We start from the raw sequence: 13,264 nt of genomic DNA on the forward strand, positions 1-13,264 counted from the left end.
TCACGCGAGTCAATCTGTTTATTGTATTATGTCGCTCAAATATTTCTCGCGACCGATTTCATCGCTTGCGGCCAGCGCAGAAGTCGTATATCATCTCTGCTTGTAAATCGTTGTGTTCTCGCGCAAGGGGCGGCGTCATATTATCGCAAGAACGCGTAAACAATATGTGATAGTGTAAAATATTGTTTACGTCTTGGCGGCGTCCGGTTTCTGGCTGACGCCGGAGCCGGCCACACCCCGAACGGCCAGGGAGTCCGGGCGCGGGGCGCATCGCAACGGAAAGGAGGCGCGGATGAGACGGAACCGGATGATCCTTGCCGCGGGCGTGCTCGTGTGCGCGGCGGCGGTGTTCGTCGTCTTCGCTCTCGCTTCGCGGGGAGCGAACGCCGGCTTCTACGACGACGGCGACGTCCTCGTGATCGAGATCGACGAGTGCATCGGGTGCGGGGCGTGCGAGGGGATCGCCGACTGCATCGCCGTGGAGGATCACGCGTACTTCGTCGAGGGAGCGGACGGCGAGCCGTGTCCAGACTCCGACCATTGCGGCATCGTCTACAATAGCGCGATCCGCAGGGAACTCGTCGCCACCTGTCCTTTCTGCTTCATCAGGGAGAAGGAGAGCACCGACGACTGCTGCAACTGACGGACGTTCCGCGGGACGCGGGCGGGCGTGTCGTCCGCGGCGGCCCCGGAGACGCCGGCGGCGGATTCGATGCGCGGGCGGCCGGTCGGCCGCCCGCGCCGTCTCATCTGGCCGGCGTGGCGGTTTCCGCCCCGGCGAGGCGCGGGTCGTCGGGGGCGAGCCGGCGGCATCGTTCGAGCTGGGCCGCCGCCGCCTCGCGGCGGCCGCACCCGCGCAGGATCCTCAGGCAGAGGAATTCGATGTCGGGCTGCACGGACCGGCGACCGGGATCGTCGAGATCGACGCCGGCGCACGAGAGCCCGCCGCGCAGCGTCTCGAGGGCGCCGGCGAAGTCGCCCGTCTCGCACTCGACGCGCGCGAGTGCGACGCGCGTGCCGGCGTCCGACGGCTTCAGCTCGATCGCCCGCCGGTATGCGGCGACGCACGCATCGTGCTGTCCGAGGCGCCTGTGGGCGAGCCCCTTTTTGTGCCACGGGCAGGCCCACGCCGGTCGCTCGGCGACGAGTCCGTCGTAGAGGACGAGCGCCTCTCGCGCGCGCCCGAGGCGCAGGAGGATGTTGGCGTAACCGAAGCGGGCGCGCGGGGGCATCGAGGCGGCGGCGCCCTCGAGAAGGGCGAGGTCGCCCGAGAGGGCACGCTGGTGCAACTCGAGCAGCTCGGCGATGGCGGCGGCGCTGTCGGCCGGGGCGCAGCGATCGAGCCGCGCGTGGCATGCCGCGAAGGCGGCGCGGTCCGGCGCCGTTTCCGAACGCGTCGCCGGCGCGGCGGCGGGCGCGGCGACGGCGGCGGCTGCTGCGAGCGCCGCGATGACAAAGAGCCTTTTCTCCGACATGGTCTTGTTCACACTCCGTTCCGCGGGTTCAGCGGAAACCGGTCACGCGGACCGGTCGTTCATTCGCACGGGTATTCGATCCACGGCACGATCGCGTTGACCGGGCAGCACTCCACGGCCTCGTAGGCATCCTCGCACGGATTGACGAGAACGCACGAATTGGAGACGTACCCGCAGGTCGTGGACGAATTGAAGCGGGCCGTGCAGGTGTACTCGTCCTGCATGTAGATGTCCGGCCACGCGTAGTAGCAGACGCCGCAATCGATGCACTCCTCCTGGAGGATGATCAGGTACGCGCCGCCGGAGGATCTCGCCGGTGCCGGCAACGCCGCGTAGAGTGCGGCGAGGGCGACGACAGCGATGAAGACGACGGTCGCTCGCTGGATGGCAGCTCTCATCCGGTCTCCTTTCGTTGCGTCGGAGAAAAGGCAATTGCACTATCAGTTAGACGTCGAACGCACGCAATTTCCCGGCCCGAACATGTTGATAATACAAAATATCGGCAACGGCGGCGCGGGGTGCAAACAAACGGTTACACTTGTAAGATATTGGCGACAACCGCCCGGTTCCGTCCAGGGATGGAACGGGTCTCCGCGATCCGGTGTAAACGCGTTGCGGGCGTGGATTCGAAGGAATACGAGCCTCGCGCGCATCCTCATCGCACCGATAAAGCCCGCCTCGACGACACCCTGCTATTCCATGAAAGGAAGATGATCAATCGCTTTGAATAATGTCAAAGGGACATTCATTCGCTGCGTTATCGAGTTTTTCAATCTCTTCCGTATTCGAGGTGCTGTAATAGACACTCCACGTTTTCTCGAACAACGGCATCCCCTCCTCGATACAGATGAGGCCGGGCGCCTCGTCAACGCATCGGCCACATCCGGTACAAGCATCCCTGTTTTCAAGCCTGTAAGTCTTTGTCTCCTCTTGCGCAACGACGGAGACGACCAGGACTATGGCAATCGACACCAGAAAAACAATTGCCGTTCGCTTTCGCATCGGCGGCTCCTTTGGCGAAGTGTATGTTGGCACGTTAGAGTATTATATATATTTTATGACGTCAAGCACAATTTATTATATTTATTGCATTAACGGGGCGCAAGCGACGTAAATATCCCTATACTATGTCACATATATATTATACCTTATTTGTCTTGATGGGTGTGTGGCGTCTTTGCTAGGTTCCTATAGATGAAGAGGTGTTATATGTGCTGATGACAAGCGCTGGCCGTTTCATCCATGCCCTTCGGGACCATCCGAAGCAGCCCGTTGGATCCTCGGGGTTTCTGTGCTGAAAATTCTGATACGCTACGAATCGAAACTCGTTCTTCGGAGTCGCCTGTTTGTCGGCGTTGCGGGGACTCTCCTGTCGGTCGTCGCGGTCGTGCAGTCGATTCGGATTGCGGCGGTCGTCAGAGAGGATTTCGATTATTCGTGGAAGGCCGGCCGTTTTCTCTGGCTCGCGGCATCCCTTCTGCCGACGGGAATTCCGTTGGAAACGGTCATCATTTCGACAATTACGATGTCGATCGTCTCCGTCTTTCTTGTCGACGCGGCGATTGGGCGTGATGGGCTGTTCGATACGGAAGCGGCCGCATCGGCGCGAAGCGTGACGAATCCCGAACTGGTCGCGGGAAAGACCATCGCCGTTCTGCTGGCCTGTGCATCGATCGTTGCGGTCGCCGAACTGCCCGCGATGATCTACAATCTTGCCGATCCCGACATCGCCGTGGATGCCGCCGCGTACCTGTATCTGCCACTGCTCGTTTTCCTGCCGGCCTTCGTTTTCGCTGCGGGAATCGTTCACTTCCTCCATGCGGCGAATCGCCACCGACAGGTGTTGCCCCCGGCTCTCGTCGCTCCCGTCGCCGCGCTGGGGCTCCTCGCATTGATTTCACTGGCCGGCATCTTCGATATTTTCGCCGTTTCCTCACCGCTCGTTCTGTCGCCGCTCGCGGGTGCGGGCGGAATCGGCCGAATCATCGCCCGGCGGGCGGTCGTTTTCTCGGCCGGCATCGCTCTCTGCGGCGCGGCGACACACCTGTCGCGTCGTCCCCGGCAGGCCAGAGCGGTATACGTCGCAGTCCGTGGCATCGCTGCACTCGGTGCGGCAGCGGCGGTCGTACTGAGTTTCGCGATCGTCTCGTCGGAAGGACGGGGTATACGGATCCGAGAACGGATGAGGAAGACCGGGACGACGTACGGAGTCGGTTCGGCAATCGCCGTGACCGACTGCGATCTTATCGTTCGACATGAAGGGCAAAGCATCGACTGCACGGCGAGGATGCGCATCGCGAACGGGGAAAGCAGGGAAGCAGACAGCTATGTTTTCAATCTGAATCCCGGCCTCGAGATAACAAGCGTCTCGAGTACGAGGGGGGGCTGTCGGCGAAAACGGGAAGCGCATGTTCTCGTCGTCACGCCACCTCGCCCCCTGTTGCCGGGGTCCGTCGATACCCTGGAGTTCGCTTATCGCGGCCGCATCGACGAGGAGGCGATGTATCAGTACGCCGCGGAAAAAGACAGAGAGGACACGAAGCGCGAAAATGCGTATACGTTCCTGCGGCATGCGAGACGGTACGCCTTCGTGGAGCCTGGTATGGTCCTTCTCGTACCGGCGGCAGGGTGGTACCCGCGGGCGGGCGCAGGATTCGATCCGGGGGATCCTTCTCGTCGGCACGTCGACTTTACGCGGTACTCGCTCGACGTGACCGTCGCGGAGAGTCTCGTGCCGTTGTCGCAGGGCGGGAACCGCGATGCTGGCGGAGGAAGGTGGCTATTCGCCCCGGAAACGCCGCTTGCCGGCATATCGCTCGTTGCCGCGCCGTTCCGGACGCGATCCGTCAATGTCGATTCGGTCACGTACCGTTGCCATACCTGCCGCGGTCACGATATCGGAGATCGTATCTTCCCGGCGCTCGGGGATACGATCGGGCCGGTCGTCCGTGGAATCAGGGAGGATGTGGAACGGAAGTACGGTCTCGTCTACCCGTTCCGGCGGTTCGCTCTCGTCGAGGTTCCCGCAACCTTCTCGTGGATCGACGATCCGTTCCTCGTGACCGGAGACGCCGGAACGCAACCGGAGATGGTTTTCGTGCCCGAGAGGAAGGTCGGCCGGTTCGGCGGGCGCCAGTTCTTCGGTTTGCGCGCGATCTCGACTGGATTGCGTGGCATGAATGACGAGGATCCCACGCCCGAGCGGACACAGGCCGAGGCCTTGCGCGAAGTCGCGAATCCGCATCTGTCCCATCGGCTCTTTCTCTCGGGCGTACGGCATATCGTCCACCCGGACGTGCCGATCCTGGAAGCGGCTTTCGACGCCTACATCGCCTCCCGGCCCCTCGGCGGCCTCGTCCGCGTTGCCGGAGACGCGATGCGGGGCGAGGGAAGGGCCCCCGCCCCCGGGAATCTCAGCGCCCTCGAGACGGTGAACATGTCGCTGACGAAGCAAAGCATCCGATCGTTGGCCGCCGATGCGGCTGTCGATCGTCAGAGTCGAGCCGGAGTTGTGGTGAAAGGAGCATGGCTGTTCCGTTGCCTGGAGGCGAGTGTTGGCGAGGAAGTCTTCGCCGGACTGCTCGACTCGGCACTGACCGCGACTGCGTTCGAGCGTCTCGACGGCGATGCTCTTCTCGATGAGATCGGCAGGCTCGCACGCATCGACGCCCAGGATTTTCTGGCCGATTGGTACGTGGATACGGAGTTGCCGGCATACGAGATCGGCCGGATCTCCGTCGCGAAAGCACTGCGGGGCGATCGCGAGTTGTACAATATCCGGATCTGCGCGGCCAACACGGGAGCCGTCGGTGGGATGATCGAGGTCGAGGTGCTCTCCGGTGGACGCGACCGTTTCGCTCGACGGTATTGTCTCGACGGCGGAGAGGCGAAGGAATTCGGCATGCTCGTCTCGCGCCGTCCCCGCCGCGTGCTCGTCCATACGCTGGTTTCGCGCAACCTTCCCGAGACGATCGCCTGGTTTCCGCGTGACGGGACGGTCGAAGATCCGGAAGAGATCCTCGATGGGAGCCGTTCCGTCAGCCTGGAGGAAATCACGGGCGAGGAGGCAGGAATCATCGTCGATAACGAGGACGACGGATTCGAGATCAAACGCGCGGAGACCGGCCTGCCCGGTCGGTTGCTGCCGTGGAGACGCGACGAGGACACCGGGCGCGGATATGTCTGCCTGGCCCGGAACGACTCGCCGCGGCGCTGGACGTTCGTCGTCGACCGGGCCTTTTACGGCGGGATCGTCAGGTCGGCATGCGTCATCCGGGCGGGGCGTGGCGAGCGCGGCGTTTCCTGGAACGCAACCCTCCCGCGTTCAGGACGCTATGACGTCTACTCGTATCTGCCTCGGATGCGGGCGGGAATCGGGATTTCCGACCCGTTCATGTACGACAAGCCCTACCGGTATCTCCTCGCGCACGGTGAAGGCACGACCGAGGTCGAAATCGTGCCGTATCGACGCGACGACGGATGGATACTGCTCGGACGGTACTCCTTTTCCATGGGGCCTGCGCGTGTCGAACTGAGCGACGAGTCGACGCACGGGCCGATCATCGCCGACGCCGTCAAGTGGGTGCCGGTGGACGATGGGACGCGTTGACCGGCCTGCCGGCGTTCCGTCGCGGACATCCGGCCGGTCAGCCCTGGATGGGATCGTATCGATTCGCGGCGACCGATCGGACGGCATCCATCGCCAAGGCGCTTGTGTCCCTGGCCGCCAGGGAGTACAGTCGGGAAGACGCCGCCACGCGGTTGCCGGGCAACAAACGGGCGCCGGCTCCCGTACCGGTTGACAGGCGGACGTTGGCGCGGCCGGCCCGTGTAACCGGCCAGATCACCGGTCGACGAGGAGAAGGTCAGGCTCACCGGGAGGGCGTATGGATATCCGTATCAGGGACCTGGAGATGGTCTACAAGGGGGGCACGCGCGCCCTCGCCGACGTCGACCTCGCGATCTCGAACGGGATGTTCGGGCTCCTCGGGCCGAACGGCGCCGGCAAGACGACTCTCATGCGCATCCTCGTCACCCTGATGGAGCCCACCGCGGGCACGGTCGAGGTGGACGGGATGGACCTCGCCCGCAACCGAGGCGCCGTCCGCGCGATGACGGGCTACCTCCCGCAGGACTTCCGTTTCTTCCCGAAGATCCGCACGTGGGAGTTCCTCGACTACATCGCCGCCCTCGCCGGGTTGCGCGACGGGCGGAAGCGGCGCGAGGCCGTCGACGGGATGCTCCACCAGGTGGGGCTCTGGGAGGCGCGCGACCGTTTCGCCTCGAAGCTCTCCGGCGGGATGAAGCGGCGCCTCGGCATCGCCCAGGCCCTGATCGGCGAGCCGCGAATCGTCGTCGTCGACGAGCCGACGACCGGGCTCGATCCCGAGGAGCGCATCCGGTTCCGCAACCTTCTCTCCGGGCTGAGCGGCAAGGATATCGTCATCGTCCTCTCGACGCACATCGTCGGCGACATCTCGAGCACCTGCCGCGACATGGCTCTCCTCGACAGGGGGCGCGTCGTCTACAACGGCCCCCCCGACGGACTCGTCGAGAAGGCGAAGGGGCACGCCTGGCGCGTGACGGCCATCGACAGCGAGCTCGAGGCGCTCAAGGAGCGCTACCCGGTGATCTCGACCGTCCCGGCCGCGGGGGGCTGGGAGGTCGACATCGTCGCGGAGAATCCTCCCGAGGGGGCGCCCGCCGAGCCGGTCGATCCGGACCTCGAGCACGCGTACGTCTATTTCATGGAATTCCTGACGCCGCAGTGAGCCGGGCCGGCTCCGGGGCGGGAACGAAAACGGGAGGCTTCACGTGTATACCCTCCTCACCGTGGCGAAGGCCGAGATCAGGCTTCTCCTCAGGAGCTGGTTCTTCCGGATCCTCTCCCTCGCCGCCCTCGCGATCCTGGCCTTCATGAGCCTCGGGCTCTTCACCGGGTTCTGGGGGCAGCCGTGGGTCTTCCGCGGTCTCGGCACCACGATCCCCCTCATCAATATCCTCTACCTCAACGTGGTGCAGGCGATCGTGGCGGTCTTCCTCTCGGCCGACTTCCTGAAACGCGACCGCAAGCTCGACACCACCGAGGTCGTCTACATGCGGTCGATGCCGAACGTCACCTACGTCGCCGGCAAGACCCTCGGGATCCTCGTGGTCTTCGCCCTGCTCGATCTCGTCGTCCTCGTCATGTCGGCCGTCTTCAACATCGCCTTCTCCGGCGGGCCCTTCGTGGCCTCCGCGTACATCGTCTACCCGCTCCTCGTGGCCCTTCCGACGATCGTCTTCACGCTGGGCTTCTCCTTTCTCCTCATGACGGTCGTCCGGAACCAGCCGGTCACATTCGTTCTCCTGCTCGGCGTGATCGGGATCTCCCTCTTCTGGCTCGGTCCCAAGCAGCACGGCCTCTTCGACCTGCTCGGCTTGCACCTGCCCCTCGTCAGGTCGGGGATCGCCGGCTTCGCCGATCCCTTCGGACTCGTCCTGCAGCGGGGCGTCTTCCTGCTGCTCGGCCTCGCCGGGATCGCGGCCACCTCCCTCAGGCTCCGCCGGCTCTCCCAGTCGCGCGCGGCGACGGTCGCATCGGGCGTCCTCGCGCTTTTCTTCCTCGCCGCGGCGGTCGCCGCCGCCGGGATGCACGACGCGCGGTTCCGCCGGGCCGCCGCGGCCCGCGAGGCGATGCGCGCCTTGACGGCGGAGCTCGCCGGCGAACCCGCGCCCGCAGTCGAGCGGTGCGATCTCTCCCTCGTCCACGAGGGGAACCGGATCGACTGCGAGGCGGCGATCCTGCTCGCCAACGACGGCGACCGGCCGATCGAGCGCTATCTCTTCACGCTCAACCCGGGGCTCGAGGTGCGCGGGGTCGAACGGGGCGGCCGCGAGGCGGCCTTCACGCGCGACCGTCACGTCCTCTCGGTGACGCCGCCGGCGGCCCTGCCGCCAGGCGCGCGCGACTCCCTCGTCGTCCAATACGGGGGCGCGATCGACGACGGCGCCTGCTATCTCGACACGGGCGAGGAGGGGCGGGAGCCCTGGTTCCGGATCGCGATGTTCGTCATCGGCGAGCGCCACGCCTGGGTGACCCCCTCCTGGGTGCTGTTGACCCCCGAGGCGGGGTGGTATCCGCGCGCGGGGATGCCGTACGATCCGGCGCGGCCCGAGACGAGGATGGCCGGCTTCGCCCGCTACCGCCTCGACGTGACGACGAGGCCCGAACTCCTTTCCGTCTCGCAGGGCGCGAGGGAAAAGCGCGGGGAGGGGCGCTGGCTCTTCGAGCCGGAACGTCCGCTCGACGGCCTCACCCTCGCGATCGGCCGGTTCGAGGAGCGGGCGATCGAGGTCGATTCCCTCCGGTACGCCCTCTGCATCCGGGAGGGGAACGACTGGTTCGACGAGTACATGGACGCCGTCGGCGACACCCTGCCCGAGCTCGTCCGGGAGGTCCGGGCCGATTACGAGCGGCTCCTCGGCCTCTCCTATCCCGACCGGCGGTACACGATCGTCGAGGTCCCCGTCACCTTCGTCGCCCGCGAGCGGCTCTGGTCGATGCAGCGCGAGACGATCCAGCCGGAGATCGTTTTGTTGCCCGAGCGGGGCCTCCTCGTGCAGGAGGCGGATTTCAACATGTTCAAGCGGCAGATGGGCCGCAGGCGCCGCGGACCGGCCGAGGAGCTGACCCCCGCCGAGGAGCAGAGCCGGCAGTTCACGCGGTTCGCCGGGCGGGTGCTCGCCGGGGAGCTGAGCGAGCGGGGCTTCATGAACGATCTGTACCAGAACAACCGCATCTTCAACGCCTTCCCGATGTACTACACGCACGTCACACACGTCGGCTCCGGGCGGTGGCCCGTTCTCGACGTGGCGCTCGAATCGTGGATCGCCGGGCGGATCGAGGGGGAGGCGAGCCCGTTCACGAGCTTCTTCGGCGGGTTGAGCAGCGAGGAGGAGACCAACCTCGAACTCGCGAAGACGAGCCTCGCTGATCTCGTGGCCGATCCGGAAAAGCGCGCGGCAGCCCCGGACGCCCTTCGGGCGAAGGGGCGCCAGCTCTTTCTCCTTCTCCAGCGGCACGCCGGCGAGGAGGCCTTCGCCGCCCTCGTCGACGAAGCGATCGAGGCGGGGCGGTTCGGCGGCATCGATGCCGACCTGCTGTCCGACGAGATGGAAGGCCGCTTCGGCATCGATCTCGCCGCGACGATCGATCGGTGGTACGGGGGGCGCGACCTCCCCGGCTTCATCCTCGCGGGCGTCCGCTCCTATACCGTCGTCGACGAGAACGACCGGACGCGCTACGAGGTGCGTTTCGTCGTCGGCAACGACGAGCCGGCGGACGGCGCGGTCGTCGTGACCTTCACCGCGCGCGGACGGGGGCGGGGCTTCTTCGGCCCGCCGGGAGGCGGCGACGAGGAGAGTGTCGAACGGACGATCTTCCTCGAGGGGGGACAGGCCCGGGAGGTGGGGTTCGTCCTCGATTTCCAGCCGCGGCGGATGACCGTCAACACCCTCGTCTCGAAGAATCTTCCCGCGGCGATGATCCGCAACTTCGACGATTTCGAGGAGGGATCGGGCGGGATCTTCGACGGCGAGCGTGTCCTCGACGCCATGCCGGCGCTCGCCGAGCCCGGCGAGATCGTCGTCGACGACCTCGATCCGGGATTCTCGATCACCGGCGAGCGGAGCGCCGGGCTGCTCCGGCGGCTTTTGCGCCGCGGGCGCGGCGAGGAGGAGAACGAGTACGAAGGGATCGGCTTCGGCGCGCCGGAGGTCTGGAAGAAGGGGATCAACACCACCTTCTACGGCAGGCACGTCCTCTCCGCCCATTTCGTCCGGGCGGGGGACGGGAGCAACCGCGCCTCCTGGACGGGGACGATCGAGAAGAGCGGCGTCCACGGCGTCTGGGCCTGGGTCGGCTCGGTGGAGTCGCCCTTCGGCAGGGGCCGCCGCGCCAACCGGACCCAGGCGGGGAGCTACAGCTATCTCGTGCACCACGACGACGGCATCGACGAGGTGTCCCTCGACGCGCAGAAGGCCGAGGAGGGCTGGAATTTCCTCGGCTCCTGGTACCTCTCGGCCGGCGAGGCCCGCGTCGAGCTGACCGACGAGACGGACGGCGGGCGCGTCTTCGCCGACGCCGTGAAATGGGTGAGGCAGTGACGCCCGGCGCCCGCGTCGCCCGGCGGACACGAGACGGATGCGAGGAGACATGAGACCGAACAGGCACACGATACGCCGCCGGCGGCGAGCCGCCGCGCTTCTTGCGATCGCGATCGCCGTCGCCGCCGCGCCGGGGGCGCGAGGGGCGGAGCAAATCGACCTCGCGCGGGCGCTCGAGATCGCCATGTCGAACAGTCCGACGATCAGGAGGCAGCAGAACGCCCTCGAGCGGAGCCAGGAGAATCTCAACCGGCAGCGTGCGCGCCTGCGCACGAGCTTCTCGCTCTCGGTGACGCCGATCGACTACAGCGAGCGGACGAACTTCAACGAGCTCTTCTCGACCTTCTACGATACGCGGACGACAACGTCGTCGGGGACCTTCACGATCAGCCAGCCGATCAAGCTCACCGACGGCACCCTCTACCTCGCCGACAACCTCAGCTACCGCGATTCCTACAGCGGATTCACCGACGAGACGGACATCTCGTACAGCAACAGCCTCAGCCTCAACTACCGCCAGCCCCTCTTCACCTACAACGCGACGAGGATGGATACGAGGCGGCTCGAGCTCGCCCTCGAGAACACCGAGCTCTCCTACGCGATCGCGGTGCTCCAGCTCGAGTCGAACGTGATGAACGATTTCTACGGGGTCTACAAGGCGGGCGAGGAGCTGGCGATCCAGGAGGAGCAGCTTGCCGCCAAGGAGGAGAGCTACGGGATCGCCCGGCAGAAGGCGGACGCGGGCCTGATGGCCCTCGAGGCCCTCTACCAGGAGGAGGTGGGGCTCGCCCAGACCCGCTCGAGCATCGAGACGAGCCGGGTCACCTATCAGTCGCGCCTCGACGGCTTCAAGAGGCTGATCGGCCTCCCCATCGACGAGGAGATCGAGATCGCCGCCGATATCGGGTACGAGCCGGTCTCCGTCGATTACGAGCAGGCCCTCTCGTACGGGCTCTCCCATCGCATGGAGCTGCGCCAGCGGGCGATCGCCCTCCAAAGCGCGATGGACGACGTCGTCCAGGCGGGCGCGGACAACGAGTTCGAGGGCGCGCTCGAGCTCTCCTACGGCACCTTCGGAACGAGCGGCAAGCTGGCCGACGTCTACGACGAGCCGGAGAAAGACCGGGGCTTCGCGATCACCTTCGAGATCCCGATCTGGGACTGGGGGGCGAAGAAATCGGGGATCCGCGCCGCGGAGACGAGCCTGCGCGACGCCGAGATCGATCTCGAGGAGCTCAAGACGGACATCGTCATCGACATCCGCTCCGCCTGGCGCAACGTCGAGGCGGCGGCCCGCCAGATCGAGCTGAAGAAGATCGAGGTGCGCAACGCCCGGTTCACCTACGATATCGCCCTCGAGAACTACCGGAACGGCGACATATCGAGCTATGACCTCAGCCAGCAGCAGACGCAGTTCACGCAGGCGCGTCTCGACGAGACGCAGGCGCTCATCGACTACCGCCTCGCCCTGCTCGAGATGAAGATCACGTCCCTTTGGGATTTCGAGAAGGAACGCCCCGCCGTCGACGCGCGGGCGCTGCGTTGAATCTCCGCGAAGAGAGGATGAGATGACCCACAAAACCAGGACGTTGCACGTGGCGGGGCTTCTCGCGGTCGCCGCGGCCCTTTTTCTCGCCTCCTGCGGCGGATCGGGGGATGAGGAGGCGACCGAGATCGCCGTATCCGTTTCCGTCGAGGAGATACGCCCCGGCTCGATAGAGACCTTCATCGAGGCGACCGGGACGGCGGCCGCGATCGGCGAGGCGCAGCTCCTCTCCGAGAAGGCGGGCAACTACCGGCTGCTGAAGAACCCGGTTACCGGCCGGGCATGGGCGCCGGGGGACCGCGTGGAGGCGGGGGCGGCCCTCGTCCGGCTCGAGAATCCCGAGGAGGAGAACTCGATCGCGATCGACGCGAGGAAACTCGCGTTCGAGAACGCCGAGCGCGAGCTCGAGAAGCAGCGCTCCCTCTACGAGAAGGGGGGCGTGACCCTCACCGAGCTCAACCAGGCGGAGGAGAACTGGCTCAACGCGAAGTACGCGTACGGGAACGCGCGGATCAATCTCGCCAAGCTCACCGTCACCTCGCCGATCGCCGGCGTGCTCACCTCCCTTCCGTACCGCACGCCCGGCGTGCGGGTCGACGCGGGGACGGAGATCGCGTCGGTCATGGACTTCCGGCGGCTCGTCCTCGATGTCGCCCTGCCCGGGAAGGACCTGGATCGCGTGAAACGCGGGCTCGACGTTCGCGTGACGAGCTACGCCGTATCGGGGGACACGCTCGCCGGCACGGTCGAACGGGTGGGGCCGGCGATCGATCCGGCGACGAGGACCTTTGCCACGTCGATCGTCGTCGAGAACCCCGATCTCCGCTTCCGCCCGGGGATGTTCGTCCGGGCCGAGGTCGTCACGGCCCGCCGGGACAGCACGATCGTCATTCCGAAAAACATCATCCTCTCCCAGCGGGAAGGCAAGGTCGTCTACATCGTCGAGAAGGGGGCGGCGCGGAGACGCCGCCTCACGACGGGCCTCGAGAATCCCACCCACGTCGAGGTCGTCGACGGGCTCGCCGAGAACGAGCGGGTCGTCGTCAAGGGATTCGAGACGCTCCGCAACGGCGCCAAGGTGAAGATCGTCCGGTAA

General features: G+C 65.8%; 9 protein-coding genes. 6 read left to right on the top strand and 3 right to left on the bottom strand.

Translation table 11 applies throughout. From position 1 onward, the window contains the following. Nucleotides 1-292: 292 nt before the first annotated feature. Entirely contained in the window at nucleotides 293-643 is a 351-nt protein-coding gene (locus tag JW876_01830; protein MBN1884248.1) for a hypothetical protein, read from the top strand. Between the two features lie 103 nt (nucleotides 644-746). Here the strand turns inward: JW876_01830 and JW876_01835 are convergent, their stop codons facing one another. From JW876_01835 to JW876_01845, 3 genes are all read right to left on the bottom strand, one after another. Beyond that, nucleotides 747-1,487: a tetratricopeptide repeat protein gene (locus tag JW876_01835; protein ID MBN1884249.1), complete on the bottom strand. Its 741-nt coding sequence runs from the start codon at nucleotides 1,485-1,487 to the stop codon at nucleotides 747-749. A gap of 47 nt (nucleotides 1,488-1,534) precedes the next feature. Continuing rightward, a complete protein-coding gene (locus JW876_01840) occupies nucleotides 1,535-1,873 on the bottom strand; it encodes a ferredoxin (protein MBN1884250.1) in 339 nt (112 codons plus the stop codon). Nucleotides 1,874-2,189: 316 nt separating this feature from the next. Further along, complete coding sequence (locus JW876_01845) at nucleotides 2,190-2,477, bottom strand: ferredoxin (protein ID MBN1884251.1); 288 nt, start codon at nucleotides 2,475-2,477, stop codon at nucleotides 2,190-2,192. Between the two features lie 289 nt (nucleotides 2,478-2,766). On the opposite strand from JW876_01845, the gene JW876_01850 reads away from it, so the two are divergent. The 5 genes from JW876_01850 to JW876_01870 all read left to right on the top strand — a co-directional run bounded on the left by JW876_01850 (nucleotide 2,767) and on the right by JW876_01870 (nucleotide 13,264). Then, nucleotides 2,767-6,084, top strand: a complete 3,318-nt coding sequence (locus JW876_01850) for a hypothetical protein (GenBank protein MBN1884252.1) — start codon at nucleotides 2,767-2,769, stop codon at nucleotides 6,082-6,084. A 277-nt stretch (nucleotides 6,085-6,361) separates the two neighbouring features. Continuing rightward, entirely contained in the window at nucleotides 6,362-7,246 is an 885-nt protein-coding gene (locus JW876_01855; protein ID MBN1884253.1) for an ABC transporter ATP-binding protein, read from the top strand. Between the two features lie 43 nt (nucleotides 7,247-7,289). Then, nucleotides 7,290-10,622 carry a hypothetical protein gene (locus tag JW876_01860; GenBank protein MBN1884254.1) on the top strand — a complete coding sequence of 1,111 codons (3,333 nt, stop codon included), beginning with the start codon at nucleotides 7,290-7,292 and terminating at the stop codon, nucleotides 10,620-10,622. A gap of 49 nt (nucleotides 10,623-10,671) precedes the next feature. Further along, nucleotides 10,672-12,168, top strand: coding sequence for a TolC family protein (locus JW876_01865; protein ID MBN1884255.1), 1,497 nt, complete (start codon nucleotides 10,672-10,674; stop codon nucleotides 12,166-12,168). Between the two features lie 22 nt (nucleotides 12,169-12,190). Next, entirely contained in the window at nucleotides 12,191-13,264 is a 1,074-nt protein-coding gene (locus JW876_01870; protein ID MBN1884256.1) for an efflux RND transporter periplasmic adaptor subunit, read from the top strand.

The sequence above is a fragment of the Candidatus Krumholzibacteriota bacterium genome (assembly GCA_016931295.1).
In the GTDB taxonomy this organism is placed as follows: Bacteria; Krumholzibacteriota; Krumholzibacteriia; order Krumholzibacteriales; family Krumholzibacteriaceae; genus JAFGEZ01.

Bases quoted from the DNA above. Each gene is read 5' to 3' on its own strand.
- JW876_01830 (MBN1884248.1), top strand. From the start codon at position 293: ATGAGACGGAACCGGATGATCCTTGCCGCGGGCGTGCTCGTGTGCGCG.
- JW876_01840 (MBN1884250.1), bottom strand. From the start codon at position 1,873: ATGAGAGCTGCCATCCAGCGAGCGACCGTCGTCTTCATCGCTGTCGTC.
- JW876_01845 (MBN1884251.1), bottom strand. From the start codon at position 2,477: ATGCGAAAGCGAACGGCAATTGTTTTTCTGGTGTCGATTGCCATAGTC.
- JW876_01855 (MBN1884253.1), top strand. From the start codon at position 6,362: ATGGATATCCGTATCAGGGACCTGGAGATGGTCTACAAGGGGGGCACG.
- JW876_01865 (MBN1884255.1), top strand. From the start codon at position 10,672: ATGAGACCGAACAGGCACACGATACGCCGCCGGCGGCGAGCCGCCGCG.
- JW876_01870 (MBN1884256.1), top strand. From the start codon at position 12,191: ATGACCCACAAAACCAGGACGTTGCACGTGGCGGGGCTTCTCGCGGTC.